The sequence below is a fragment of the Bradyrhizobium betae genome (assembly GCF_004123905.1).
Taxonomy (GTDB): Bacteria; Pseudomonadota; Alphaproteobacteria; order Rhizobiales; family Xanthobacteraceae; genus Bradyrhizobium; species Bradyrhizobium betae_A.
The window spans coordinates 59,114-85,229 of record NZ_MZXW01000033.1; the positions used below are offsets into that span (position 1 = coordinate 59,114).

The 26,116-nt window shown below is 65.3% G+C and carries 21 protein-coding genes; 19 read left to right on the forward strand and 2 right to left on the reverse strand.

Annotated elements, in window-relative coordinates; all coding sequences use genetic code 11:
• Positions 1-198 precede the first annotated feature (198 nt).
• From B5V03_RS24690 to B5V03_RS24715, 6 genes are all read left to right on the forward strand, one after another.
• On the forward strand, positions 199-2,208 hold the full coding sequence (locus B5V03_RS24690) for a hydantoinase/oxoprolinase family protein (RefSeq protein ID WP_129272980.1): 2,010 nt from the start codon (positions 199-201) through the stop codon (positions 2,206-2,208).
• Positions 2,205-3,785 carry a hydantoinase B/oxoprolinase family protein gene (locus tag B5V03_RS24695; protein WP_129272981.1) on the forward strand — a complete coding sequence of 527 codons (1,581 nt, stop codon included), beginning with the start codon at positions 2,205-2,207 and terminating at the stop codon, positions 3,783-3,785. The genes B5V03_RS24690 and B5V03_RS24695 overlap by 4 nt, the downstream gene beginning before the upstream one ends.
• Positions 3,786-3,796: 11 nt before the next feature.
• Entirely contained in the window at positions 3,797-5,092 is a 1,296-nt protein-coding gene (locus tag B5V03_RS24700) for an aminotransferase class III-fold pyridoxal phosphate-dependent enzyme (RefSeq protein WP_164988255.1), read from the forward strand.
• Positions 5,089-6,771, forward strand: a complete 1,683-nt coding sequence (locus tag B5V03_RS24705; protein WP_129272983.1) for a long-chain-fatty-acid--CoA ligase — start codon at positions 5,089-5,091, stop codon at positions 6,769-6,771. The genes B5V03_RS24700 and B5V03_RS24705 overlap by 4 nt, the downstream gene beginning before the upstream one ends.
• A gap of 106 nt (positions 6,772-6,877) precedes the next feature.
• Positions 6,878-7,810 (forward strand): N-carbamoyl-D-amino-acid hydrolase, encoded by a 933-nt coding sequence (locus B5V03_RS24710; RefSeq protein WP_129272984.1) that lies wholly within the window; start codon positions 6,878-6,880, stop codon positions 7,808-7,810.
• 5 nt (positions 7,811-7,815) lie between these two features.
• Positions 7,816-8,469, forward strand: coding sequence for a flavin reductase family protein (locus B5V03_RS24715; protein ID WP_206736188.1), 654 nt, complete (start codon positions 7,816-7,818; stop codon positions 8,467-8,469).
• Here B5V03_RS24715 and B5V03_RS24720 read toward each other — a convergent pair.
• On the reverse strand, positions 8,466-9,128 hold the full coding sequence (locus B5V03_RS24720) for an aspartate/glutamate racemase family protein (protein WP_129272986.1): 663 nt from the start codon (positions 9,126-9,128) through the stop codon (positions 8,466-8,468). The two genes, B5V03_RS24715 and B5V03_RS24720, sit on opposite strands and share 4 nt — an antisense overlap.
• Positions 9,129-9,184: 56 nt before the next feature.
• On the opposite strand from B5V03_RS24720, the gene hydA reads away from it, so the two are divergent.
• From hydA to B5V03_RS24785, 13 genes are all read left to right on the forward strand, one after another.
• Positions 9,185-10,654, forward strand: coding sequence for a dihydropyrimidinase (hydA, locus tag B5V03_RS24725; protein WP_129272987.1), 1,470 nt, complete (start codon positions 9,185-9,187; stop codon positions 10,652-10,654).
• 16 nt (positions 10,655-10,670) lie between these two features.
• Positions 10,671-11,645: an NAD-dependent epimerase/dehydratase family protein gene (locus tag B5V03_RS24730; protein ID WP_129272988.1), complete on the forward strand. Its 975-nt coding sequence runs from the start codon at positions 10,671-10,673 to the stop codon at positions 11,643-11,645.
• Between the two features lies 1 nt (position 11,646).
• Positions 11,647-12,396 (forward strand): SDR family oxidoreductase, encoded by a 750-nt coding sequence (locus B5V03_RS24735; protein WP_129272989.1) that lies wholly within the window; start codon positions 11,647-11,649, stop codon positions 12,394-12,396.
• The gene (locus B5V03_RS24740; protein ID WP_129272990.1) at positions 12,393-13,829 is read left to right on the forward strand and encodes an NAD(P)-binding domain-containing protein; all 1,437 of its coding nucleotides are present in this window, start codon (positions 12,393-12,395) and stop codon (positions 13,827-13,829) included. The genes B5V03_RS24735 and B5V03_RS24740 overlap by 4 nt, the downstream gene beginning before the upstream one ends.
• Before the next feature lie 107 nt (positions 13,830-13,936).
• The gene (locus B5V03_RS24745; protein ID WP_129272991.1) at positions 13,937-15,556 is read left to right on the forward strand and encodes an ABC transporter substrate-binding protein; all 1,620 of its coding nucleotides are present in this window, start codon (positions 13,937-13,939) and stop codon (positions 15,554-15,556) included.
• Positions 15,557-15,585: 29 nt separating this feature from the next.
• Positions 15,586-16,620 carry an ABC transporter permease gene (locus B5V03_RS24750; RefSeq protein WP_129272992.1) on the forward strand — a complete coding sequence of 345 codons (1,035 nt, stop codon included), beginning with the start codon at positions 15,586-15,588 and terminating at the stop codon, positions 16,618-16,620.
• The gene (locus tag B5V03_RS24755) at positions 16,617-17,465 is read left to right on the forward strand and encodes an ABC transporter permease (RefSeq protein WP_129272993.1); all 849 of its coding nucleotides are present in this window, start codon (positions 16,617-16,619) and stop codon (positions 17,463-17,465) included. The genes B5V03_RS24750 and B5V03_RS24755 overlap by 4 nt, the downstream gene beginning before the upstream one ends.
• The gene (nikE, locus tag B5V03_RS24760) at positions 17,462-19,132 is read left to right on the forward strand and encodes a nickel ABC transporter ATP-binding protein NikE (protein ID WP_129272994.1); all 1,671 of its coding nucleotides are present in this window, start codon (positions 17,462-17,464) and stop codon (positions 19,130-19,132) included. The genes B5V03_RS24755 and nikE overlap by 4 nt, the downstream gene beginning before the upstream one ends.
• Positions 19,133-19,277: 145 nt before the next feature.
• Complete coding sequence (locus B5V03_RS24765; RefSeq protein WP_129272995.1) at positions 19,278-20,882, forward strand: ABC transporter substrate-binding protein; 1,605 nt, start codon at positions 19,278-19,280, stop codon at positions 20,880-20,882.
• Between the two features lie 17 nt (positions 20,883-20,899).
• Positions 20,900-21,841 (forward strand): ABC transporter permease, encoded by a 942-nt coding sequence (locus tag B5V03_RS24770; protein ID WP_129272996.1) that lies wholly within the window; start codon positions 20,900-20,902, stop codon positions 21,839-21,841.
• Positions 21,838-22,761, forward strand: a complete 924-nt coding sequence (locus tag B5V03_RS24775) for an ABC transporter permease (RefSeq protein ID WP_129272997.1) — start codon at positions 21,838-21,840, stop codon at positions 22,759-22,761. Before B5V03_RS24770 ends, B5V03_RS24775 begins: the two co-directional genes overlap by 4 nt.
• A gap of 19 nt (positions 22,762-22,780) precedes the next feature.
• A complete protein-coding gene (locus B5V03_RS24780) occupies positions 22,781-23,770 on the forward strand; it encodes an ABC transporter ATP-binding protein (RefSeq protein ID WP_164988256.1) in 990 nt (329 codons plus the stop codon).
• A complete protein-coding gene (locus B5V03_RS24785) occupies positions 23,767-24,750 on the forward strand; it encodes an ABC transporter ATP-binding protein (protein WP_129272999.1) in 984 nt (327 codons plus the stop codon). Before B5V03_RS24780 ends, B5V03_RS24785 begins: the two co-directional genes overlap by 4 nt.
• A gap of 9 nt (positions 24,751-24,759) precedes the next feature.
• Here B5V03_RS24785 and B5V03_RS24790 read toward each other — a convergent pair whose 3' ends face one another.
• The gene (locus B5V03_RS24790) at positions 24,760-26,106 is read right to left on the reverse strand and encodes an aspartate aminotransferase family protein (protein WP_129273000.1); all 1,347 of its coding nucleotides are present in this window, start codon (positions 26,104-26,106) and stop codon (positions 24,760-24,762) included.
• Positions 26,107-26,116: the final 10 nt, after the last annotated feature.

Below are 26,116 nucleotides of genomic sequence, written 5' to 3' on the forward strand. Positions count from 1 at the left end.
TGGCGCGGTGCGCGGCGCCCGTCGCTTGCTGGTCTAATGATTTGCGACATCTCTGGCCCTATCCCGAGCCCGTCGCCCTGTCGCACGCTCGAAGTCGGTGGCATGACAGGGGATGATGATGAGCGCTCTCGGTTTGGCATTGGACGTTGCGATGGACCCGGCGTCCGGTTCGGACGTCACGCGTAGCTGACCCCGCACATGAGCTCTTCTGAACATCACTGGGAAGTCGGCACCGATATCGGTGGCACCTTCACCGACATCATTGCCATCCGGCGCGACTCCGCGGAGGCGCGGATCGCAAAAGTGCCGTCGCGCCCCGACGCCCCGGTTCAGGCGATGCTGGAGGCGATCGAGGCGGTGGGCCTGCGCAAGAGCGAGGTCAAGCGCTTCGTCCACGGCACCACGCGCGTGACCAACGCCATCGTTGAGGGCCGGCTGCCAAAGGTGGCGCTGGTCGCGACTGAAGGCTTTGCCGACGTGCTGGAGATCGCGCGCTATCGGCGCCGCGATCTCTATCGTCTCGACATTCCCCCGAAATCGCCGCCGCTGGTGCCGCCGGAACGATGCTTTGGGCTTGCCGAGCGCCTCGATCACGAGGGGCGGGTGCTGAAGGCGCTGGATGAAGCGGAAATCGAGCGCCTGGTGGCGTGGTTGAAGCAGACCGGCGTGCAGAGCGTCGCGGTCGCGCTCCTTCACGCCTATGCCAATCCAATCCACGAAAAGATGCTGGGCGAACGCCTCAAGGATGTCGTTGCCCACGTCTCGCTGTCGCACGAGGTCAATCCCGAGGCGCGTGAATATGAGCGGACCTCGGCGACCGTGTTCAACGCGGCCGCGATGCCGATCGCGGTGGAATATCTGAGCGAGCTGGAGCAGCGGCTCCCGATCGGCCCAGGTTTGCAGGTGTTTCATTCGGCCGGCGCGATGATCCCGATCTCGGCCGTGAAGCGGCGGCCGCTGGTGATGGCGATGTCGGGCCCGGCGGCCGGCGTCTCGGCCTCCGTCAGCATCGCGCGCCAGCTCGGCACATCGCGGATGCTGACGTTCGACATGGGCGGCACAACGACCGACGTCTGCCTGATCGTCGACGGCCAGGCCGAGATGACCGACGGCCGCATGCTCGGCGACAAGCCGCTGCGCCAGCCGATGCTCGCGGTTCACTCGATCGGGGCAGGCGGCGGATCGATCGTGCGTAATGGCCCGGGCGGCTTGACGGTCGGCCCGGAGAGCGCCGGCTCCGAGCCGGGACCGGCCTGCTACGGCCGCGGCGGCCTTGAGCCGACCATCACCGATGCCAATGCCGTGCTCGGCTATCTCAATCCCGAAACCAAACTTGGCGACCGTATCGGCATCGACATCGATGCAGCCAGGCGCGTCGTCGAGCCGGTCGCGCGCGCGTTGGGTCTGAGCCTGACCGAAACCGCGCTCGGCATCATCAAGGTCGCGAACGCGACCATGGCGCGTGCGTTGCGCCGCGTCACGGTCGAGCGCGGCATCGACGGCCGCGACTGCACGCTGCTCGCCTTCGGCGGCGGCGGCCCGATGCATGCCGCAGGTCTCGCCGATCTCTACGGAATAGCAGAGGTCGTCGTGCCCAGCGCGTCGAGCGCGTTCTCGGCGCTGGGTTGTCTCACCGCCGATTTCAGTTTCCTCCAGCAGCAGACGCTTCGCGCGGCACTTGATGGGATCGATCTTGCCCGGGTGTCAGAACGGATCGCGACACTGATTGACGATGCCTCGTCGCCGCTGATTGCGAATGGCGTTGCGCAGGCGGAGATCCAGGTCGAGCTCGTCGCGCTGATGCGCTACGCGGCGCAGAACGACGCTATTCCGGTGCCCTTCGCGCTGCCGCTTGATATTAGCAAGCTGAAGAAAGACTTTCTGGCGCGGCATCACGAGCTGTTCGGCTATGCCACGAGCGAGCCGTGCGTCATCGAATCCGTGCGGGTGCAGGCGCGTCGTCCGTCGACGACGGTGGTGAGCCGGCCTGCGACCGCGGTGAGGGCGGTATCCACCGGCAAGCGCATCTGCTCGTTCGACGGTCTCCACGACACAGCTACCGCGATCATCGATCGCGCCTCGCTGACTGACATTGTCAGCGGGCCCGCGATCATCGAAGACGCCTGGTCAACCGTGGTGGTGCCGCCGGGTTGGCAGGCAAGGCCTGATACCGCCGGCAATCTGTTCCTGACGCGGGGGGCGGCATGAAGCTCGATCCCTTTGTCGTCGAGGTCATCCGGCACGGGCTTTCCGCCGCGGCCGAGGAAATGAGCCTGGTGATGACGCGCTCGGCGCGCTCACCTCTGCTGCGCGAAGCCGGGGACCTGTCGTCGGCGATCACCGACGGCCATGGTGGCCTGGTCGGGCAGGGCCGCGACATCCCGATTCATCTCGGCGCGATGGCCTACACCATCCCCGAGCTGCTGAAGGTCATGCCGCGCGAAAACCTGAACGACGGCGACGTGGTGATCTACAATGTCGGCGCGCTCGGCGGCAATCACCTCAACGACGTCAAGGTCGTGCGCCCGGTCTTCGTCGACGGCGAGATCGTGGCCTTCGCGGTCAGCCTCGCGCACTGGCCTGATATCGGCGGCACCTGGCCCGGCAGCTATTTTGCAAAAGCCATCGACACCTTTCAGGAGGCGATGCGAATTCCGCCGGTGCTGATCGCGACTGCGGCCGGCGTCAACACGCCGATCGTGCAGCTGCTCAAGGCCAACGTGCGCGATCCTGAGTCCTGCGAGGGCGATCTGCTCGCCCAGATCGCTGCGACCAAGGCCGGTGAGAAGCGTATCGTCGAGCTCTGCCGCGAGCACGGCAAGGCGGTGTTCACGGCAACACAGTCGCGCCTGCACGATCTCTCCGAAATCGAGATGCGCGAAGCGATCCGCGCGCTGCCCGATGGCGTCTACGAGGGCGAGGATCATCTCGACGATGGCAGCGTCAACAACGCGCCGGCCCGGATTCACGTCAAGATCACCATCGCACGCGACGAGGCGATCTTCGATCTCTCCGGAAGCTGCGACCGCGTCTCGAACTTCTGCAACACCACGCCGTTCATGGCGCGCTCGGCGGTCGCCTATGCCGCGCGGATCATGAGCGGGCAAGATATGCACCAGAACGCAGGCGCGCTGCGGCCTCTGACCATCATCACGCGCCCGGGCTCGATCCTGGAGCCGGGCTGGATGGCCTCCGTTGCCGCCGGCAACCACGAGACCTCCATGCGCATCGTCGATGCGATTTTTCGCGCGATGCAGGACACCATCCCGGAGCGCCTGTCGGCTGGCGGCGCGACAACTGCAGGTGTGCTGTTCTTTGCCGAACCTCGGCCGAACGGCTCCTGGAAGATGCTCTATGAGGTTCACGGTGGCGGCGAAGGCGCGCGTCATGACCGGGCTGGAATGTCGGCGACGCGGGTGCATCTGTCCAACACGTCGAACACGCCGGTCGAGGTGATCGAGGCGAGCTACGCAATCCGCCTCGAGCAGCAGGCCATTCGCTGGAATTCCGGCGGCGCCGGCGCGCATCGCGGCGGTGACGGCTCGATTCGCACCTATCGCATCCTGGCGCCCTCGATGCACCTGACCACCTGCATCGAGCGCATGGTGATCGCGCCGTTCGGCATGCAGGGCGGAGAACCGGGCAAGGCGTGCCGCATCTCGCTGATCCGGCGGGGCGCGAACGTCGCCATCGACGGCAAATCGAACCTGGTGTTGCAGCAAGACGATCTCGTCACGATCGAGATGTGCGGCGGCGGTGGCTACGGCGCCGCGGCTGCGGAGTGAGGGGACCCGCGATGAGCAAATTGTTGCGAACCGGACTGAACGCTGGCGACAGCGCGCCCATGGCCGTGGTCGGCGGCGAGGGCGTCTACTTTCATTTGTCGGATGGTCGCAAACTGATCGACGGCAGCAACACCGGCGGCGGCCTTGGCCATCGGCACCCCGCGATGGTGGAAGCGATCCGTCGCGCGGCCGATACGCCGGTCGTGAACGAAGGCTGGACTTGGATCGGGCGCGAGCAGGCCGCCGATGATCTGATGGCCACCGCATTCGCGGGCGAAGAGGATTGGGTCGGCGCGGTGCGTTTCTGCATCAGCGGCAGCGAGGCCAACGACATGGCACTGTCGCTGTGCCAGGCGCTGACGCAGCGCTCGGCGCTGGCGACGCGCGAGCGCGCCTATCACGGCATCACCGGCCTGTCGCGCAGCATGACGGTGCAGCCGCAATGGCATGGCGGTCTCGCCGTGCACGCCGGTGGCTCAAAACTGCCGGCGCCGATGGCGCCGGCGCGGGTTCTTCCTGCGCCGGATGGCGCGATCTACGGTGCGCCTGCCAACAACACCCCGCCGAGCGAATATCTGGCGGATGCCGCGCGGCTGCTCTCGGACACCGCGGCAACGATTATCGACTACACCCAGGGCGGCATCTACTACGACGGCGCCTATCAGGACGAGGTGGCGCGCTATGCCCGCGAGGCGAGTTCGTACTGGATCGCGGACGAGGTCGTCACCGGCGCGGGCCGCGCGGGGCGCTGGTTCGCGTTTCAGGGCGCCGAGAGCCGCCCGGATATCGTGACGCTCGGAAAATCGCTCGGCGGCGGTGCGGCTGCGGTCGCTGCGGTCGTGGTCTCGAAAGACATCGTCGAGCGGCTCAAGGGCTCGAGTTGGCAGAACTACGGCACGCTGCGCGGCCACCCGATCAGCATGGCCGCCGTGAGCGCCTATCTGAAGGTCGTCACCGACGAGAAGATCCTCGCGCACGTGCAGATGCTCGAAGCGCTGTTCACGCGCCGTCTGCTCGCGATCGCGCAAAAACATCCGAGCGTGCAGCGCGTGGCGGGGCAGGGGCTGCACTGGACGGTGGAGTTGCACGGCCCGGACTGGCGCACCTGGCGTGCCGACACCACCGAGGTGCCGATCGCCTCGCGCGTCGCGGAGCGGGCGCTGGAGGCTGGCGCGGTGATCGGAACCAGCGGCGAGCAGACCTCGCTGTTCCTGGCGCCGCCGCTGGTGATCTCCGAGCGGGAAGCGACGCTGCTTCTGGATGCACTCGATTACGGTCTCGACATTGCGGACAGGGAGCACGGGTGAGCGCGGATCACGCAACGCCGCATCGATCGCCGGCCTGGCCGGTGGATGAGCCCTGGCATCTCGCGATGCCGGAGGGGACGCTGTACGATGCGCTGGTGCGTGCGGCGCTCGATCGGCCGTCGCACCCGGCGACGGTGTTTTACGGCGCGAGCCTGAGCTACGCGGAGCTGCGCGAGCGCGTCGATGCCATGGCCGGCTTCCTGCAACATGCTTGCGGCGTGAAGCGTGGCGACCGCGTGATGATCGCGCTCCAGAACTCGCCGCAATATGTCATCGCCTACTACGCGGTGATGCGGGCGGATGCCGTGATCGTGCCGGTCAATCCCATGAACAAGACCGCGGAGATCGCGTATCTCGCGGAGGACAGCGGCGCCAAAGTCGCGATCATCGGCAGCGAGCTGATCGATGTCTTTGCGCCGCTGGTGGGCGGAGCCATCGCGCATGCGATCGTTGCGCAATATCGCGACGAGGCGCCTGATGCCACGCCCTATACGCTGCCGTCATGCGTGACTGAGGCGCCGTCGGAGGTGCCTTCATCGCCGGGCTGGCAGTCCTGGCCGTCCGTAATCGCGCAAGGCTTGCGCCCGGGCGCAATGACCGCGGGGCCGGGCGACCTGATGATCCTGCCCTACACGTCGGGGACAACAGGTAAGCCCAAGGCCTGCATGCACACCCATCGCAGCGCGCTGTTCACAGCTGTGCTTCAGGCGCGCTGGTACGGTCTCGACGGCGATGACGTCATGACCGGCTTCATGCCGCTGTTCCACGTCGCGGGCATGCAGGGCTCGATGAATGCCGCGATGGTGACAGGTGCGACGCTGCTGCTGATGGCTCGCTGGGACAAGGATTTGTTACCCGACCTGTTCGAGACCTATGGCGTGTCATTCTGGAATGCGGCGCCGACCATGATCGTCGATGTGCTCGCCAGCGCCCGCTTCCGCGACCGGTGCTTTGCAAAGCTTAAAGTGCTGACCGGCGGCGGCGCGGCGATGCCGACGGCCGTGGCCGATCGGCTGAAAGGCCGCTTCGGCCTCGATTTCGTCGAGGGCTACGGCATGACCGAGACGATGTCGCCGACCCATCTCAATCCGATCGCCGCACCAAAGCGGGAGTGCCTCGGCATCGCCGTGCAGGAGACCGATGCGCGGATCGTCGATCCCGAGAGCTTGATCGAGCTCGACGACCATGTCGTCGGCGAGATTGTCGTGCACGGGCCGCAGGTGCTGCAAGGTTACTGGAACAGGCCACAGGCCAATGCCGAGTCCTTCATCGAGATCTCGGGAAAGCGGTTCCTGCGCACGGGCGATCTCGGCTATCGCGACTCCGACGGCTATTTCTTCGCGGTCGACCGCCTGAAGCGGATGATCAATGTCAGCGGCTTCAAGGTGTGGCCGGCCGAAGTCGAGGCCGCGATGTACCAGAACCGTGCCATCCGGGAGTGCTGCATCATCTCCGCGCCCGACGTCTACCGTGGCGAGACCGTCAAGGCGCTGGTGGTGCTGGACGATGCCGCGCGTGCAACCACGTCTCCAGACGATGTCGTGAGCTGGGCGCGCAGCGCGATGGCCAGCTACAAGGCGCCGCGCGCTGTGGTCTTTGTCGACGAGCTGCCGCGTACCGCGAGCAACAAGATCAACTGGCGGCTTTTGCAGGACGCCGAATGGGGGCGGACGGCATGAAAACTGCTTGGCTGGAAAAATTGGGCAAGGCTGCGTTATGCTGCACGCGCCGACGGGCCCTTGAAACCAAAATCCCTAGCTCCGCCAAGAAATCAGGAACTCGCTGATGCGTATCGTCAATGTTGCCGCCGCCCAAATGGGGCCGATCCAGAAGGCCGACAGCCGCGAGGCCGTGGTCAAGCGCATGATAGCGCTGATGGACGAAGCCAAGGCCAAAGGCGCCGACCTGATCGTCTATCCCGAACTGGCGCTGACCACGTTCTTCCCGCGCTGGTATTCGGAGGATCGGGCCGAGGCCGACATCTGGTTCGAGCGCGAGATGCCGAATGCGGCGACGAAGCCGCTGTTCGAGCGCGCCGCACAGCACCAGATGGCGATGAATTTCGGCTATGCCGAGCTGACGCCCGATGGCCACCATTTCAACACAGCGATCCTCACCGACAAGTCCGGCAAGATCGTCGGCAAATACCGCAAGGTCCATCTGCCGGGCCATGTTGAGTACGACACCAAGCGTTCGCACCAGCACCTCGAAAAGCGTTATTTCGAGCCGGGCGATCTCGGCTTCAAGGTCTGGCGCGAGCTGGGCGGTATCATCGGCATGGCGATCTGCAATGATCGCCGCTGGCCCGAGACCTATCGCGTCATGGGCCTGCAGGGCGTCGAGATGGTGCTGATCGGCTACAACACGCCGTCGGTGAATGCGGAGAAGAGCGAGGAGGGCGTCGAGAAGCGCCTGTTCCACAACCGCCTCTCCGTGCAGGCCGGCGCCTATCAGAACGCGACCTGGGTGGTCGCGGTCGCCAAGGCCGGCGACGAGGATGGCCACCCGCTGTTCGGCGGTAGCCTGATCGTCGATCCCAATGGCGAGATCGTCGCCGAGGCCAAGACCGAGGATGACGAGGTTCTGGTTCACGCTTGTGACCTCGACGCCACCATTTTCGGCAAGACCACGATCTTCGATTTCGCCCGGCATCGGCGCATCGAGCACTACGGCCTGATCACCAGCCAGACCGGCGCGGTGCCGCCGCCGGAGAAGTGACGCCGATGGTGGATAAAGGCATATCCCTGCGGGAGCTCGATCCGCGCGATCGCTACAAGCTGCTCTGCGGCGTGGTGGTGCCGCGACCGATCGCGCTGGTGACGACGCTGGACGAGAACGGTGCCGTCAATGCCGCGCCGTTCAGCTTCTTCAACGTCTTCTCGGAAAGTCCGGCGCTGGTCGTGCTCGGGCTCCAGCACAAGCCGGATCACTCGCCAAAGGACACCACCCGTAACATCCATCGCGACGGCGAGTTCGTCGTGCACATGGTCGACGAGGCACTGTCGGGTGCGATGAACGACTGCGCTGTCGATTTCCCCTCCGGCGACAGCGAGGTCGCGGCGACGGGACTTGCGACGCTTCCCTCAATTGACGTGAAGGTGCCGCGCCTCGCCGCAGCGCCGTTCGCACTGGAATGCCGGCGCCATGTCGTGCTGAACTTCTCGCCCGACCGCGAGCTATTGGTCGGCGAGGTGCTCAGGGTTCACGCCCGCGAGGGTCTGGTCGACGAAGCCAACATGTATGTCGATCTCGACGCCTATCGGCCGATCGGCCGCATGTTCGGCAATCTCTACACGACGCAGCGGGATACGTTTGCGCTGTCGCGCGAGAGTCATGCGCAATGGCTCGCGCGCACACAAGAGCTGAAGGACGCTTAATGAGCCGAGAACTGCACCGTACCCAGCGCCATGGTGACGGCCGCCTGTGTCGGGTCGATCACGGGAATAGCCAGCGCGTCTTCGAGCGGCCGGCGGTGGCGTGCCATGCCGGCGCAGCCCATTACGATGGCGCGGGCGCCGTCCTCGTCGCGCAGCGCGCGGCCGATCTCGATCATCTTGGCCAGCGTGCCTTCGCCCGAGGCGGTCTCCGCAACGCTCATGTTGAGGGGGCGTTCGCCGGCGAGACGCTCGGTCAGTCCCATCTGCCTGAGATAGCGCATGTGGCGCGGGATCGAACGCTGGGCGATGGCGATGACGCCGAACGTCTCGGCGCGGGCCAGCGCCGTCAGTACGCCACACTCGGCGATGCCGAACACCGGGCGGTTGGTGCCTTCGCGGCAGACCTGAAGCCCGGGATCACTGTAGCAGGCGATGACGAAAGCGGCAGAACTGTTGTCGCCTTCGACCAGCTTTCGGAGCGGCATCGCGACGCCGTCGACATCGGCCTGGCTTTCAATGCCGAACGGACCCTCGGCCAGCGACTGGCAGACCAGTTCCGGCCCGCCCTCGAAGCCGAGCGGCTTCAACGCTTCCTCCAGCCCTCGCGTGACCGCAGGGTTGGAGTTCGGATTGATGACGAGAATGCGTGGCCGGGCCATGGTGGTCTACCTGCGAAATTGCGATCACGTGCCCTAAGCCTATCACGGAGTGCCTCATGACTGAACCCACTTACGACCTGATCATTCGCGGCGGCCGCGTCGCCACCACGACCGATGTGTTCGAGGCTGATGTCGCCATCTCCGGCGAGACCATCGCCGCCGTCGGCAAGGGCCTTCCGGCCGCGAAGCGCGAGATCGACGCGCGCGGCAAGCTGGTGCTGCCAGGCGGTGTCGACAGCCATGCCCATATCGAGCAGCTCTCCGCCGCCGGCATCATGAACGCCGACACCTTTGAAAGCGCGACCGTCTCCGCCGCTTTCGGCGGCACCACCACGGTGATCCCGTTCGCGGCCCAGCATGTCGGCATGAAGCTGCCGCAGGTGGTGGAGGATTATCACGCGCTCGCAAAGAAGGGCGCGGTGATCGATTACGCCTTCCACATGATCATTGCCGATGCGACCAAGGAGACGGTCGAGGAGCACATTCCCGCGCTGGTGAAGCAGGGGCATGCGTCGATCAAGATTTTCATGACCTACGACCGCCTCAAGGTCGACGACGAGCCTTTGCTCGATATCCTCCTCGCCGCGCGCCAATCCGGTGCGATGTTGTGCGCACATGCCGAAAACCACGGCATCATCGCCTGGATGGTGAAGCGTCTGCTCGCGCGCGGCTACACGATGCCGAAGTACCACGCTGTCAGCCACGCCCGCGTCTCGGAGGCGGAGGCCTTCACGCGCCTGATCGGCATGGCGGCGCTGATCGACCAGCCGATCATGATCTTCCATGTCTCGACGACCGAAGGCACCAAGGTGATCCGGGACGCGCGCGGGCAGGGGTTGAAGGTTTTTGCCGAGACTTGCCCGCAATATCTGTTCCTCACCGCCAACGATCTCGACAAGCCCGGCGCGGAGGGCGCGAAGTGGATGTGCAGCCCGCCGCCGCGCACGCATTCCGACCAGGAGGCGCTGTGGCAGGCGCTGTCGCTCGGCGATCTCCAGACCATCTCGTCGGATCACGCACCGTATCGCTACGACGAAACCGGCAAGCTGCGCGCCGGACCCAATCCCAACTTCAAGCAGGTCGCCAACGGCTTGCCCGGACTGGAGCTGCGGCTGCCGCTGCTGTTCGACGCGATGGTGTCGAAGGGTCGGCTGGGTCTCGAGAAGTTCGTCGAGCTGACGTCGACGGCGCCGGCAAAAATCTACAATCTGCATCCGCGCAAGGGCTCGATCGCGGTCGGCGCCGATGCCGATATCGCGATCTGGGATCCGAACCGCGAGACCGTGATCGCCGACGAGATGATGCACGATCTCGCCGGCTACACGCCGTTTGCGGGCCGCAAGCTGAAGGGCTGGCCGGTGTCGGTGCTCTCGCGTGGCCGCGTCATCATCGACGGCGACAAGTGTCTTGCGAGTGCCGGCAGCGGGAAATTCCTGCCGCGCAGCGGCGGGGAGGCGGCCAAGCCCACCGGCCGGCTCGTTGCCGACATGGATCCGGAACGGAACTTTGGGGCGAAGCTGCTGTGACGGTGGATCGCGCGCGATGAAGGTTCTCATCTTCGGCGGTGCCGGCTTCGTCGGCCTCAATGTTGCGGACGCGCTGCTCGCGCGCGGCCACGATGTGACGCTTTATGACCGCGCGGAGTTGCCGCCATCCGCGCGGCGATCGCTTGCTGATTATGGCATGCGGCTCAAGGCCGTGCAGGGCGATATCACCGACGCAGTAGCCATCGACGCCGTCATCGCCGAAGGCTGCGATGCGATTGTACTGGGTGCCGCAGTCACCGCTGGCGAAGAACTCGAGCGTGCCTCGACCGCGCGCGTTCTCGAAATCAACGTGATGGCGCAGATCCCGGTCCTGCTCTCCGCGATCCGCCATGGCGTGCGCCGCGTCGTCAACCTGTCGTCGGCCTCGGCCTATGGCGCTGCGGGTGGGCGGGTTGACGTGCTGGACGAGGAAACGCCGTGCGATCCCGTCTCGTTCTATGCGATCAGCAAGTTCACCTCGGAGCGCTCGGTCGCGCGCCATGCCGAACTCTTTGGCGGCGACTTTTTGAGCGTGCGCCTGAGCGCCCTGTTCGGCCCCTGGGAAAAACCCAGCTCGGTGCGCGATACGCCGAGCCTCCAGTACCAGATCCTGGCTGCGTTCGCGCGCGGCGCGCCAGCGCTGATGCCGGAGCCGGGCATGCGGGACTGGATCTACGCGCCGGATGCGGCCGAAGCCGTGGCTCTGCTGATCGAAGCCGAGCGGCCGCGCCATCGGCTCTACAACATCTCCCGCGGCGAATTATGGCCGGCGCTACAATGGGGTGAGGCTTTTGCGGCGCTAAATCCCGGCCTGCAATGCCGGCTCGCAGCGTCCGGAGAGAAGACGGGCATCAAGCTGCATGGACCTTATCGCGCACCGCTGTCGGTGTCGCGGATGGCGGATGAGTTCGGTTGGCGTGCGCGGTTCGGCTGTGCCGAGTCGGCGGCTGAGATGAGCGTCTGGTTGACGCAGCACAAGGAGTGGATCTGACATGCGGCTGCAGGGGCGCACGGCGATCATCACGGGAGCAGCTTCGGGCATCGGCCGCGCCAGCGCAAAGCTGTTCGCCGAAGAAGGTGCGCATCTTGCTCTGGTCGATCGGGATGCCGCGGGCCTCGCAGAGACTCTGAGCTTGGCCGGCGAAGCAACCACGCATGTCGGCGACGTCGGTGATGCCGGTTTCGCCGAGACCGTCGTCAGAGACGTCGTGGCACGGCACGGCCAACTCGATATCCTCATGACCGCGGCCGGCTTCTCCGTCGGCGGTACGGTGCTGACGACGAGCCCGGAGGACTGGGACGCGGTGTTCCGCGCCAATGTCGGCGGCACCTGGCTGTGGGCGCGCGCCGCGGTGCCGCAGATGCAAAAACAGAAGAGCGGCTCGATCATCACACTGGCGTCGCAGCTTGCGATCGCCGGCGGCAAGGGCAACAGCGCCTATATCGCCGCCAAGGGTGCGATCATCAGCCTCACGCGGACCATGGCGGTGGATTTTGCGACCGACGGCATCCGTGTCAATGCGATTGCGCCGGGCGCGATCGATACGCCGATGCTTCGCCGCAGCTTTGCCCGCCACGCCAATTCGGACGAGGTGCGCGAAGCCTCGCGCAATCGCCACGCCATGAAGCGGTTTGGCCAGGCGGAGGAAATCGCGCAGACTGCGCTGCATCTTGCCAGCGATGCCTCCTCGTTCACGACCGGCACCGTGGCGGTGGTCGACGGAGGCTGGCTCGCGGCATGAGTGACGCGCTGACAGAGCTCGAAGCGGGCGTTCGCGCCGATCTCGCCATGATCGCACATCCGCACGCGGCATGGCTCGAACCGAAGACCGGCCCGGACGGCAAGCCCGCGCTCGATGTGCTCATCATCGGCGCCGGCCAGTCGGGCATCGCCATCGGCTTCGGCCTTCTGCGTTCGCGCGTCAGCAACATCCTGCTGCTGGACAAGGCCGAGGAGGGAAAGGAGGGCCCGTGGCTCACCTATGCCCGCATGCCGACGCTGCGCAGCCCGAAGGATTACACCGGCCCTGACCTCGATATTCCCAGCCTGACCTATCAGTCCTGGCACGAAGCCCGCTTCGGCAAGGAGAGCTGGCAGACGCTGAACCTGATCCTGAGGGAGCATTGGGCGGAGTATCTGCTCTGGCTGCGGCGCACGATCGGCTTGCCGGTTCGCAATGGCTGTGAGCTCCTGGAGATTGCTCCGGCGGCCGATGGCCTGCTCGCCGCGCGCGTGAAGCGCGCCGACGGCGTCGCGACGCTTTACGCGCGCAAGATCGTGCTGGCGACAGGGCAGGAGGGCACGGGCGACTGGATGATCCCGGAGCCGCTGCGCGCTCTGCCGGCGAGCTCGATCGCAACCGTTGCCGACGACATCGATTTCGAAAGCCTGCGCGGCAGGCGCGTCGCCGTGATCGGTGCCGGCGCGTCTGCCTTCGACAATGCGGCAACGGCGCTCGAGGCCGGCGCAGCCGAAGTGCATCTGCTTTGCCGCCGCGCGCAGATCCAGGTGATCCAGCCCTATCGCTGGCTGACTTTTCGCGGGTTCCTGCGTCATCTCAGCGATCTCGACGATGCCTGGCGCTGGCGCTTCATGCGCACCATCCTCGAGATGCGCGAAGGGTTTCCGCAGCCGACATACGACCGCTGTGCGCGCCACGCCAATTTCACATTGCACGAAGGCGCGCCGCTGGAAGCGGCACGACAGACCGCGGGCGGCGTCGAGTTGCAGACGCCGCGCGGCATCGTCGCGGCCGATCTCGTCATCTGCGGCACCGGCATCGACATGAATTTTACCGGCCGCGGCGAACTCGCCAAATTCGCCGGCAATATCGCGACGTGGGCGGATCGCTATCAGCCGCCGGAGAATGAGCGCAACGCGCGGCTCGGCCGCTTCCCTTATCTCGGCGACGATTACGCCTTCACCGAGCGCGTGCCGGGCGAAACGCCTTGGATCTCCGACATCCATCTCTTCGCCATCGCCTCCACCATGAGCTTTGGTCCGTCGGGATCGTCGATCAACGCGATGACGACCGCCGTGCCGAAGCTGGTGAATGGCCTGACGCGCGGGCTGTTTCGCGCGGATATCGCGCGTCATTGGGCCTCGCTCAGCGCCTATGACGTGCCGCAGGCCGTGGTCACCCGGCCGGCGGGAAAAATGGGGGAATCGCGGTGATCATCCATGCGCCGCCGCGACGAAGCGCCCTCCAGGTTTGGCGCGCAACTTGCTTCTTTCTTAACCTGCCTTGCTGGCGTTCTCGTACGAAATTCAGGGAAAAACCAATGCGTTTTGTGTCTTTCAGGCCGGCGGCCGGCGTCCTCGCCACCACCGCGCTGTTGCTCATCGCCACCGCGCCTTCGCAGGCGCAGACCAGGGCCGAGACATTGCGCTACGTCACCGGCGCATCGGTGAACACGCTCGATCCCAACATTCCGGGCTCGACGCGCGAGTCGTTCGCGCTGAGCATGAGCACCTATGACCGGCTGGTGGCGTTCGGCCGCAAGCAGCTCAACGGCAAATGGGTGTTCGATCTCGACACGATCACGGGCGAGCTCGCCGAGAGCTACGACGTCAGCCCGGACGGCCTGAAGATCACCTTCCGCTTGCGCAAGGACGCAAAATTCCAGGACGGCTCGCCTGTCACGGCCGAGGACGTGAAATGGTCGCTCGATCGCTGCGTCACCGCACCGATCCTCGGCAAGGCGCAGCTGCTGACGGGGTCGCTGACGTCGGCCGATCAGTTCAAGGTGATCGATCCTCTGACCATCGAGGTGACGCTGCCAAAGCCCGACAAGCTCGCGCTGCCAAATCTCGCCACCGTCTATCCCATGATCATCAACTCGAAGGTCGCGAAGGAGCACGCTACCGCGGATGATCCCTGGGCGACCGCGTGGCTGAAGGAGCACACCGCCGGCAGCGGCGCTTATGTTGTGGAAACTTTCAAGCCCGGTGAGCAGGTCATGCTCAAGCGCGACGAGGCCTGGAATCGCGGCTCGGCCAACAAGCCGGCGTTCTTCAAGCGTGTGATCATTCAGTCGGTGCCGGAGCCGGCAACGCGCGCCAACCTCGTCGAGCGCGGCGATGCTGATATCGTCGTCGATCTCCAGGCCAGCGACGTGCAGTCGCTCGAGGCCAAGGGCAAGCTCAAGGTGATCTCCACGCCGCAATACAATGCGATCACCTTCGTCTCGATGAACAACCAGATGCCGCCGTTCGACAACGTCAATGTCCGCCGCGCCATCGCCTACGCGCTGCCATATGACGACATGTTCAAGGCGGCGCTGTTCGGCCGCGGCTCGCCGCTGTTCGGCGCGACCTGGGCAGACGGCAAACCGGCGAACGGCATCTATCCGTTCCAGCAGCCGGTGAAGCTCGATCTCGACAAGGCCCGCGAATATCTCAAGGCCGCAGGCCTTCCGGAAGGCTTCTCGACCACCTTCAGCTTCAACGTCGGCCAGGCCTCGACCGCGGAGCCGATGGCCGCGCTGGTGAAGGAATCGCTTGGCAAGATCGGGATCAAGGTCGACATCCAGAAGCTGCCGGATGCGCAGATGTCGACACAGATCAACGAGAAGAAGCTTCCGTTCTACACCGAAGGCATCGTCGCCTGGCTGCCGTCGACCGACTACTTCTACCGCAACTTCTACACCGGTAATCAGCGGTGGAATTACAGCTCGATCAACAACCCGGACCTTGCTGCGATCGCGCAGGAAGCACGGTTCGAGCCGGATAAGGCCAAGTATGAGGAAGCCGGCCGCAAGCTCAATGCGATGCATTTCGACCTGATGCCGCAGGTGATGCTGTGGCAGCCGAACCAGGATGCGGTGATGGCCTCGTCGGTCGAGGGATACACCTACGAGTTCCATCGTCAGGTCGACTATCGCGACGTCAGCCGCAAGTGATAGCGTCAAACGCTGGGGAGTTCTGAATCGTGAAGACCGGTCTTGGCGCAACGATGGTGCGGGCGGGCAGGCGGCTTCTGTCGTCGCTGCCGGCGCTGTTCGGTGTGCTGGTCTTCACCTTTCTCCTGATGCGCGTCCTGCCCGGCGACCCCGCGGTGTTCTTCGCCTCGGGGCCTAACGCCGGCAAGGAGGAGATCGAGCTGATCCGCAAGCAGATGGGGCTCGACAAGTCGGTGCCGGAGCAGCTCGTGTTCTATCTCTCCGACATCGGCCGCGGCAATCTCGGCCGCTCCATGATGACGGGGCAGCCGGTGCTCAAGGATCTGCGCGAGCGGCTGCCGGCCTCGTTGGAGCTCACCTTCACCGCGCTGTTGATTGCGCTGATCGCTGCGGTGCCGCTCGGCGTGGTCGCGGCGCTGCGGCCGGGGTCGGCAGTCGATCACGGCGTACGGCTGTTCTGCGCGCTCGGCGTCTGCGTGCCGACCTTTGTTTCTGGCCTCTTGCTGATCTACGTCTTCTACTACCTGCTCGGGCTCGCACCCGATCCGACCGGGCGCATTGACGTCTTCACGTCGTTGCCGCCGTCACGCACCGGCTTCCTGTCGATCGATTTCCTGCTGGCTGGAGATTTTGAGGGCTGGTGGGCGGCCTGCAAGCAGCTGATCCTGCCGGCGGTGAGTATGGCGCTGTTTGTCATCGCGCCGCTGGCGCGGATCACACGCGCCTCGATGCTGGTCTCGCTCGGCAGCGATTTCGTCCGCACCGCGCGCTCGGTCGGATTGTCCTGGCATAAGGTGGTCGTCACCTACGCGCTCCGGAACGCGATCCTCCCCGTCATCACCATCGCCGGCATCGTGTTCTCGACCATGCTGGGCGCCAATGTGCTGGTGGAGAAGGTGTTCTCCTGGCCGGGCGTGGCGTCCTACGCGCTCGATGCGCTGTTGTCCTCCGACTATGCGCCGGTGCAGGGTTTTGTGCTGCTGATGGCTGGCATCTTCGTGCTGGTTAATCTCATCGTCGATGTCTGCTACGGCATCGCCGATCCCAGGGTGTCGATCGAATGACCAGCGCAACCCTCCGTCATTCGGTCTGGATCCTCCGCGGCAACCCGCTTACGGCTGTGGCCGCAGCCGGTGTAATGCTGTTCGTTCTGCTCGCGATCTTCGGCCCCTGGATCGTTCCTTACGATCCTGTGGTCTCCAATGTCTCGGAAGCCCTACTGCCGCCGAGCGCGGCTCATCTCGCCGGCACCGACCAGCTCGGGCGCGATGTGTTCAGCCGCCTCGTCATCGCCGCGCGGCTCGACCTCACGATTGCGGTGTCGGCGGTCGGTATCTCCTTCGTAATCGGCGCCGTCGTCGGCGCGTTCTGCGGTTATACTGGCGGCAAGCTTGACCGCGCGGTCGGCCGCTTCGTCGACGTGATGATGGCGTTCCCGCTGTTCGTGCTGGCCATGGCGATGGTCGCAGCGCTCGGTAACCGGATCGAGAACATCGTGATCGCAACCGCGATCATCAATCTTCCCTTCTACATCCGTTTCGCGCGGGCCGAGGTCAACGTCCGCCGCAACGTCGGCTGGGTGGAAGCCGCGCGCGCCTGCGGCGAGAGCCATTTTTCGGTGGTGCTGCGCTTTCTGCTGCCGAACATCCTGCCGGCGATGGCGGTGCAGATCTCACTCAACCTCGGCTGGGCCATTCTCAATGCGGCCGGTCTGTCCTTCATCGGCCTCGGCGTCAAGCCGCCGACGCCGGAATGGGGCATCATGGTCGCGGAAGGCGCACGCTTCATCTCGACCGGGCGGTGGTGGCTGGTGGCCTTTCCGGGCCTTGCGCTGATGATGGCCGTGCTGTGCTTCAATCTCCTCGGGGACGGGATGCGGGACATTCTCGATCCCCGCATGCGCACATGAGCGAGGACCTGCTAGAGATCAACGACCTCCAGGTCGCGTTCACGACGCGGCGTGGCGTGGTCGAGGCGGTGCGCGGCATCACGCTCACCGTCGCAAAGGGCGAGATGCTTGGCCTTGTCGGCGAGAGCGGCTCGGGCAAGTCGGTCACAGGGTTCGCAACGACACGGCTGCTCGATGCGGCCGGGCGCGTCACCGGCGGCAAAATCCTGTTCCGCGGACAGGACGTGACAAAACTCAGGGGAGACGACCTCCGTCAGCTCCAGGGTGCCGCGATGTCGATGATCTTCCAGAATCCGCGGGCGGCGCTAAACCCCATCCGCGCGATCGGTCTCCAGATCGCGGATGCGATCCTTACGCACAAGAAGATATCGAAGGACGCCGCGCGCGCCGAGGCGCTGGAGTTGCTGCGCGCCGTCCAGATCCGCGACCCCGAAGCGCGGATGAACGCCTATCCGCACGAGCTCTCCGGCGGCATGTGCCAGCGCGTGATGATCGCAATCGCGATCTCCTGCAATCCCGCGCTGCTGATCGCGGACGAGCCGACCACCGGCCTCGATGTCACCACCCAGAAGGTTGTGATGGACCTGCTTGCGGAGATCGCCGCCGCGCGCGGCATGGCGACGATTTTGATCACGCACGATCTCGGGCTCGCAGCGCGCTATTGCCGCCGCATTGCCGTGATGGAGCGCGGCCGCATCGTCGAGGAGGCAAGTCCCAAGATTCTCTTCACCGCGCCACAGCACGCTTACACAAAACGCCTCGTTGCGGCATCGCCCACCGCGACATCCCGGATCGAGGATCTCGTGACGGAGGAGGAGCGGGAGCGCACCGCGGCCGTTGTCAGCAAGCCGAGGCCCGCGCCCGCACACGGTACGCCGCCGCTGCTGGAGGTGCGCAAGCTCGCAAAACGTTTTGACCAGGGCTCTGCCGCTGTCGCCGACTTCTCGATGACGATGGCAGGCGGCGAGAGCGTCGGCCTCGTCGGCGAATCCGGATCCGGCAAGAGCACGACCTCGCGGATGATCTGCCGCCTGATCGACCCGAGCGAGGGCGATATCGTGTTCGACGGACAGTCGATCGGCCATGTCGCGGCGCGCGATTTCCACCGCTCGCGCTTCCGCAAGGACATCCAGATCGTGTTCCAGGATCCCAACGAGAGCCTCAATCCGCGCTACACGGCCTTCGACTGCATCGCCCATCCTTTGATGCGTCTCGACGGCATGCGTGGGGGTGACGCGCTGCGCAAGCGGGTGGAAGAGTGCGCCGAGCGGGTGGGGTTGCCGCTCGACCTGCTGCCGCGCTTTCCGCATCAGCTCTCCGGCGGCCAGAAGGCCCGCGTCGGCATTGCCCGTGCCATCGCCTGCCGGCCGCGGCTTCTGGTACTGGATGAGCCGACCGCCGCACTTGACGTCTCGGTGCAGGCGGTTGTGCTGCAACTGCTTGATCGCCTTCGGCGCGAGAACGACATCGCACTTCTGTTCGTCAGCCACGATCTCAACGTGGTGCGCATGCTGTGCGACCGCACCATCGTGCTGCGCAACGGCAGCATCGTGGAGCAGGGGGAGAGCAGGGCGCTGTTCGATAATCCGAAGACCGACTACACGCGCAAGCTGGTCGAGGCGATCCCGCATATCGAGACTGGGCCTGCGCTCGCGGCCGCCCTCTGAGGCCGCGGTCAAATCAACCTGGTTCGGCCCAAAAGTCGGTGGCGGAGGCCCATTTACTGGCATACCATTTGCAGGCCAATGGGCTCTGTTTCACTTGCCTTTGGCCAATGATTGGCCGGTATCACGGCATTACTGGGAGGACTTCATGGATCGCAGGACCGTATTGAAGGGACTGGCTGGCGCTGGCGGCTTGGCATTGTCGGGTGGCCTTTCGGCCCCTGCGATCGCTCAGGGCGCAGCAGCCCGCACCCTGCGATTTGTGCCCCAAGCCAATCTCGCCAATTTCGATCCGATCTGGGGCACGCAGTATGTCGTCCGCAACGCGGCCGCGATGGTCTGGGACACGCTCTACGGCATCGATTCTTCGTTCCAGCCGCAGCGGCAGATGGTCGAGTCCGAGCAGGTCAGCGACGACGGCACGACCTGGATTTTCAAGCTGCGGTCCGGGCTCAAATTCCACGACGGCGAGCCGGTGCTGAGCAAGGACGTCGTCGCGAGCCTCAACCGCTGGGCGGTGCGCGATCCGATGGGCCTGATGATCAAGGCGCTCCAGCAGGAGCTGACCGCCGTCGACGACCGTACCTTCAAATGGGTGCTGAAGCAGCCTTTCCCGAAAATGCTGTTTGCGCTGGGCAAGAACAACGCGCCGGTCGCCTTCATCATGCCGGAGCGCATCGCGCAGACCGACCCGTTCAAGCAGATCTCGGAATATGTCGGCTCCGGTCCGCTAAAATTCGCCAAGGCTGAATGGGTCCCCGGCGCGAAAGCGGTGTTCGAGAAATTCACCGACTACGTCCCGCGGCAGGAGAAGCCGTCATGGCTCGCCGGCGGCAAGCAGGTGATGGTCGATCGCGTCGAGTGGGTGATCATGCCTGACGCGGCAACCGCGGCAGCCGCGTTGCAGAACGGCGAGGTCGACTGGTGGGAGAATCCGATCGCGGATCTCGTTCCGGTTCTGAAGAAGAACAAGAACATCAGCGTCGATATCGGCGATCCCCTCGGCAATATCGGCTCGTTCCGCATGAATTTCCTCTACCCGCCCTTCAACGACGTCAAGGCGCGGCGTGCGGTGATGATGGCGCTCAGCCAGGAAGACTACATGCGCGCGATCGTCGGCGACGACAATTCGCTGTGGAAGTCGCTGCCCAGCTACTTCACGCCGGATACACCGCTCTATACCGAGATGGGCGGCGAAATCCTGAAGGGCAAGCGCGACCTCGATGCCGCCAAGAAGCTGCTCGCCGAGAGCGGCTATTCCGGCCAGCCGGTGACCTGCCTCGTCGCGCAGGATCAGCCGATCACAAAGGCCATGGGTGACGTGACCGCGGACCTCCTGAAGCAGCTCGGCATGAATGTCGACTTCGTGGCGACCGATTGGGGCACCGTCGGCGCGCGACGCGCGCAGAAGACACCGCCCGGACAGGGCGGTTGGAACATGTTCCACACTTGGCATGCCGGCGCGGATTGCGTCAATCCGGCGGCCTACACCGCCATTCGCGCCACCGGCGACAAGGCGTGGTTCGGCTGGCCGACCAGCCCGGGCACCGAAAAGGAAGTGGCGTCGTGGTTCGAGGCCAAGAACATCGACGAGGAGAAGGCCGCCATCGGCCGTCTCAACAAAGCGGCGATGGACGACGTCGTCTACGCTCCGACCGGCTTCTTCCTGGGCTACACCGCGTGGCGCAAGAACGTCTCCGGTGTTACCAAGGGACCGGTGCCCTTGTTCTGGGGCGTGTCGAAATCGGCATGATCGTGCGCTGAAGCCAGATGCTCTCCTACATCCTCCGTCGCATCGTCGCGACCTTGCCGGTCATGGCAATCGTCGCGCTGTTCGTGTTCAGCCTGCTTTACATCGCGCCGGGAGATCCGGCAGTGGTGATCGCGGGCGACCAGGCAAGCCCGGAGGATGTGGAGCGCATCCGCCAGAGCCTCGGCCTCGACCGGCCGTTCCTGATCCAGTTCGGAAGCTGGGTCTGGCGCATCCTGCATGGTGATCTCGGCACCTCGATCTTCACCAATCTGCCGGTCTCGACGATGATCGGACAGCGTCTCGGACCGACGCTGTCGCTGATGATCGTCACGCTGCTGCTCACGATCGTGGTCGCCGTGCCGCTCGGCGTGCTGGCGGCGTGGAAGGCCGGCAGCCTGATCGACCGCGTCATCATGGGATTTGCCGTATTCGGCTTCTCGCTGCCCGTCTTCGTGGTCGGCTACATCCTCGCCTATATCTTTGCGCTCGAGCTCGAATGGCTTCCGGTGCAGGGCTATACGCCGCTCACGCAGGGCTTTTGGCCGTGGCTGCAAAACCTGATCCTGCCGGCCATCGCGCTCGGCTGCGTCTACATCGCGCTGGTCGCGCGCATCACCCGCGCCGCCATGCTCGAAGTGCTGCAGCAGGACTATATCCGCACCGCGCGCGCCAAGGGCATGGGGCAGGGCGGCATCCTGTTCATTCACGCACTGAAGAACGCGGCGGTGCCGATCGTGACCGTGATCGGGATCGGCATCGCGCTCCTGATCGGCGGCGCGGTGGTCACGGAAAGCGTGTTCGCGATCCCCGGCCTCGGCCGGCTCACGATCGATGCGATCCTGCGCCGCGACTATCCCGTCATCCAGGGCATCGTGCTGCTGTTCAGCTTCGTCTACGTCCTCGTCAATCTGATGATCGACGTCACCTATACGCTCGTCGACCCGAGGATCCGCTATTGACCGACACCACCGTCAATCCCCAATCGCTTCCGGCCGGCTTCGTCCTCGCGCCGCAACTGCCGGAGATCCTGCGGCCGGTCAAGATCCGGCGCGGCTTCATCGGCCTGTTGCGCGGTCATCCGACGGTCGCCATCGGCGGCGCGCTGCTGCTGATGCTCGTCCTGATGGCAGTCTTCGCGCCCTATCTCTTCACGGTCGACCCGACCGCACTCGCGCCCGCAAAACGCACCCGTGCGCCGTCGGCGCTTTACTGGTTTGGCACCGACGTGCTCGGCCGCGACGTCTATTCGCGCGTGCTGTTTGGCGCGCGGGTCTCGCTCACGGTCGGCCTGTCGGTTGCGATCTTCGCGTCCGCGATCGGCCTTGCCATCGGCATCGTCTCCGGCTTCATCCGCTGGGCCGACGGCATCTTGATGCGCTTCATGGACGGCCTGATGTCGATCCCGCCGATCCTGCTGGCGATCGCGCTGATGGCGCTGACGCGCGGCAGCGTCGGTAACGTGATTCTGGCGATCACCATCGCCGAGATCCCGCGGGTTTCCCGTCTTGTTCGCAGCGTCGTGCTGTCGCTGCGCGAGCAGCCCTATGTGGACGCCGCGGTCGCCTGCGGCACGCGTACGCCGATGATCATCCTGCGCCACATCCTGCCCAACACGCTCGCGCCGATGCTGGTCCAGGCGACCTATATCTGCGCCAGCGCCATGATCACGGAGGCGATCCTGTCCTTCATCGGCGCGGGCACCCCGCCGACGATTCCGTCCTGGGGCAACATCATGGCCGAGGGCCGCGCGCTCTGGCAGGTCAAGCCTTACATCGTGTTCTTCCCGGCGGCCTTCCTGTCCGTCACCGTGCTTGCCGTAAATCTGCTCGGCGACGGCCTTCGCGATGCGCTCGATCCGCGCATGGCCAAGAGCCTGTGATGTCGAGAGGCTGATCACGATGGCGCTGCTCGAAGTCGAGAACCTCCAGACCCATTTCCGGACCCCCAGCGGCATCAACCGCGCGGTCGACGGTGTGTCCTTCCATGTCAACGAGGGCGAGACGCTCGCCATCGTCGGTGAGTCCGGCTGCGGCAAGTCGGTGACCTCGATGTCGCTGATGCGGCTGGTGCCGGAGCCGCCCGGCAGGATCGCCGGCAGCATCCGCTTCGCGGGCAAGGATCTCCTCGAACTGTCCGACCGCGAGATGCGCGCGATCCGCGGCAACGACATTTCGATGATCTTCCAGGAGCCGATGACCAGCCTCAATCCGGTGCTGACCGTCGGCCGCCAGATCCGCGAGACCCTGATGATCCATCAGGGCCTGGACCAGCAGGCCGCCGAGGCCCACGCGGTCGAGATGCTGACCTTGGTCGGAATCCCGGAGCCGAAACGGCGGGTGCGCGAATATCCGCACCAGCTCTCCGGCGGCATGCGCCAGCGCGTGATGATCGCGATTGCGCTGGCCTGCAATCCAAAACTCCTGATCGCGGACGAGCCGACCACCGCGCTCGACGTGACCATCCAGGCGCAAATTCTCAAGCTGATGCTCGACTTGAAGCATCGGGTTGGTGCAGCGATCATCCTGATCACCCACGACCTCGGCGTCGTCGCAGAGATCGCCGAGCGCGTCATGGTCATGTATGCCGGCCGCAAGGTCGAGGAGGCGCCGGTCGCCGAGCTGTTCCGTTCGCCGCGCCACCCCTATACGCAAGGCCTGCTCGGCGCGGTGCCGCGGCTCGGCTCTTCGCTGACCGGTACCGCGAGGCGGCTCGCCGAGATTCCCGGTCAGGTGCCCGATCTGCGCAAGCCGATCATCGGCTGCGTGTTTGCCGGGCGCTGTGCGCTTGCGACCGATCTCTGCCGCCAATACGCGCCCGGGCTCGAGGAGAAGGGGCCCCGCCACATTGCCGCCTGCCACTACGCGGCCAAGGGAGCAGTTGCGGCATGAGTGTTCCGCTGCTCCAGGTCAACGACCTCAAGAAGCATTTTCCGGTCAACAAGGGTCTGTTCGGGCGAAAGTCCGAATGGGTCTACGCAGTCGACGGTGTGTCCTTCGAGATCGCGAAGGGCGAGACGCTGTCGCTGGTCGGCGAGTCCGGCTGCGGCAAGTCGACGGTCGGCCGCGCCGTCCTGCGGCTGTTCGACATCACGTCGGGGCAGGTGATCCTCGACGGCCAGCGCATCGACGACGCACATCCGAGCACGATGCGCCAGATGCGCCGGCGCGTGCAGGTCGTGTTCCAGGATCCGTTCTCCAGCCTCAATCCGCGCATGCGCGTGCGCGACATTCTCGCCGAGCCGATCCGCAATTTCGGCCTCGCCAAATCCAGGGAGGATCTCGAGGTCCGCGTCACCGAGCTGATGGACACGGTGAGGCTGCCGCGCGAGGCGCTGAACCGCCGGCCGCATGAATTCTCGGGCGGCCAGCGCCAGCGTATCGGCATCGCGCGAGCGCTCGCGGCGGAGCCCGAGCTGATCGTTTGCGACGAGGCGGTCTCGGCGCTCGACGTGTCGGTCAAGGCACAGGTCGTCAATCTGTTGCAGGACCTTCAGCAGAAATTCGGCCTCGCGCTGCTGTTTATCAGCCACGACCTCGCCATCGTCGAGCACATGACCCATCGCGTCGCGGTGATGTATCTCGGCAAGATCGTCGAAGTCGCGCCGCGCCGGGAGATCTTTGCCGCGCCGAGGCATCCCTACACCAAGGCGCTGCTCTCGGCGGTGCCGCTGCCCGAGCCCGGCGCCCAGCGCAATCCGATCATCCTCGGCGGCGACGTGCCGAGCCCGATCAATCCGCCCAGCGGGTGCCGCTTCCACACCCGCTGCCCCTACGTGTTCGACCGTTGTCGCACGGAAGAGCCGCAGCTCCGTTCGACTGAAGGCGAGCAATGGGTGGCGTGCCACCTGGACGCATTGCCGGCGACGTAGAGGGCAACGTCAGCTGATCCCGGTCAGGGCGCGGCGGATCGCAGCAAAAATGTCCGCGATCTGCTCTTCTGTGATGATCAGGGGCGGCGAGATCAACAGCGTGTCACCGCTGCCGCGGATCAGGATGCCGTCCTCATAGCAGCGGTTGGCGCACTCGCTGCCGCGCGCGCCTGGTGCGCCCTCGCGCGGCTTCAGGTCGATTGCGGCCAACAGCCCGATGTTGCGGATATCGATGACGTGAGGAAGGTCGCGCAAGCCGTGCGCATGGTTCTCCCACACCGGCGCGAGGCGGCGCGCCCGCTCGAACAGGCCGAGATCCTGGTACACGTCGAGCGCGGCTAGGCCCGCGGCGCAGGCGAGCGGATGCGCCGAATAAGTATAGCCGTGGAACAGCTCGATCGCGTTGTCCGGCCCCTGCATCAGCGCATCATAGACCTTGCCGCTGGCGATGACGCCGCCCATCGGCACCGCGGCATTGGTCATGCCCTTGGCGCAGGTGATGATATCAGGCGTCACGCCGAAGGCGTTGGCGCCGAACGCCGCGCCCAGGCGGCCAAACCCCGTGATGACTTCGTCGAAGATCAGGAGAATACCGTGCTGGTCGCAGATTTTTCGCAGCCGCTCGAGATAGCCGACCGGCGGCGGCAGCACGCCGCCGGAGCCGGTAACGGGCTCGACGATGACGGCGGCAATGGTCGAGGGATCGTGGACTTGCAGCAGCTTCGACAACTCGTCGGCGAGATGCGCGCCCCATTGCGGCTGCCCGCGCGAAAACGCCGCGTGCTCGGGGTTATGGGTATGCGGGAGATGATCGACCTCCGGGAGCAGCGGACCGAAATCCCGGCGGTGGCGGACGATGCCGCTCACCGACAGGCCGCCCCATCCCATGCCGTGATAGGCCTTGGCGCGCGAGATGAAGCGGATGCGGCTGGCGTCCCCATGGGCGCGGTGATAGCCGCGCGCGATCTTCAGCGCAGTGTCGACCGCTTCCGAACCGGAATTGGTGAAGAAGACGTGGTCGAGGCCGGCGGGCGCGATCTCGGTGATGCGACGGGCAAGCTCGAAGGCGGCCGGATGGCTCATCTGGAACGAGGAGACGAAGTCGAGCTTCGCCGCCTGCGCCTGGATCGCCTCGACGATGCGCCGCTGCGCATGGCCTGCGTTCACGCACCACAGCCCCGCCATGCCGTCGAGAATGCGCCTGTTGTCATCGGTGACGTAGTGCATTCCTTCGGCGCCGACGAAGATGCGCGGCTTCGACTTGAACTGCCGGTTCGGCGTCATCGGCAGCCAGAACGGCTCCATGGCCTCGCGGGTGAGGGGGCTGTTGGACGAGGCGAACGCATTCATGGTCATGGCAGCTCTT

Excerpts from the sequence above, each read along its gene's own strand:
- B5V03_RS24710 (WP_129272984.1), top strand. The coding sequence starts at position 6,878 with ATGCGTATCGTCAATGTTGCCGCCGCCCAAATGGGGCCGATCCAGAAG.
- B5V03_RS24715 (WP_206736188.1), top strand. The coding sequence starts at position 7,816 with ATGGTGGATAAAGGCATATCCCTGCGGGAGCTCGATCCGCGCGATCGC.
- B5V03_RS24785 (WP_129272999.1), top strand. The coding sequence starts at position 23,767 with ATGAGTGTTCCGCTGCTCCAGGTCAACGACCTCAAGAAGCATTTTCCG.
- B5V03_RS24790 (WP_129273000.1), bottom strand. The coding sequence starts at position 26,106 with ATGACCATGAATGCGTTCGCCTCGTCCAACAGCCCCCTCACCCGCGAG.
- B5V03_RS24730 (WP_129272988.1), top strand. The coding sequence starts at position 10,671 with ATGAAGGTTCTCATCTTCGGCGGTGCCGGCTTCGTCGGCCTCAATGTT.
- B5V03_RS24780 (WP_164988256.1), top strand. The coding sequence starts at position 22,781 with ATGGCGCTGCTCGAAGTCGAGAACCTCCAGACCCATTTCCGGACCCCC.
- B5V03_RS24695 (WP_129272981.1), top strand. The coding sequence starts at position 2,205 with ATGAAGCTCGATCCCTTTGTCGTCGAGGTCATCCGGCACGGGCTTTCC.
- B5V03_RS24745 (WP_129272991.1), top strand. The coding sequence starts at position 13,937 with ATGCGTTTTGTGTCTTTCAGGCCGGCGGCCGGCGTCCTCGCCACCACC.
- nikE (WP_129272994.1), top strand. The coding sequence starts at position 17,462 with ATGAGCGAGGACCTGCTAGAGATCAACGACCTCCAGGTCGCGTTCACG.
- B5V03_RS24770 (WP_129272996.1), top strand. The coding sequence starts at position 20,900 with ATGCTCTCCTACATCCTCCGTCGCATCGTCGCGACCTTGCCGGTCATG.
- B5V03_RS24700 (WP_164988255.1), top strand. The coding sequence starts at position 3,797 with ATGAGCAAATTGTTGCGAACCGGACTGAACGCTGGCGACAGCGCGCCC.
- B5V03_RS24755 (WP_129272993.1), top strand. The coding sequence starts at position 16,617 with ATGACCAGCGCAACCCTCCGTCATTCGGTCTGGATCCTCCGCGGCAAC.
- hydA (WP_129272987.1), top strand. The coding sequence starts at position 9,185 with ATGACTGAACCCACTTACGACCTGATCATTCGCGGCGGCCGCGTCGCC.
- B5V03_RS24690 (WP_129272980.1), top strand. The coding sequence starts at position 199 with ATGAGCTCTTCTGAACATCACTGGGAAGTCGGCACCGATATCGGTGGC.
- B5V03_RS24720 (WP_129272986.1), bottom strand. The coding sequence starts at position 9,128 with ATGGCCCGGCCACGCATTCTCGTCATCAATCCGAACTCCAACCCTGCG.
- B5V03_RS24765 (WP_129272995.1), top strand. The coding sequence starts at position 19,278 with ATGGATCGCAGGACCGTATTGAAGGGACTGGCTGGCGCTGGCGGCTTG.
- B5V03_RS24735 (WP_129272989.1), top strand. The coding sequence starts at position 11,647 with ATGCGGCTGCAGGGGCGCACGGCGATCATCACGGGAGCAGCTTCGGGC.
- B5V03_RS24740 (WP_129272990.1), top strand. The coding sequence starts at position 12,393 with ATGAGTGACGCGCTGACAGAGCTCGAAGCGGGCGTTCGCGCCGATCTC.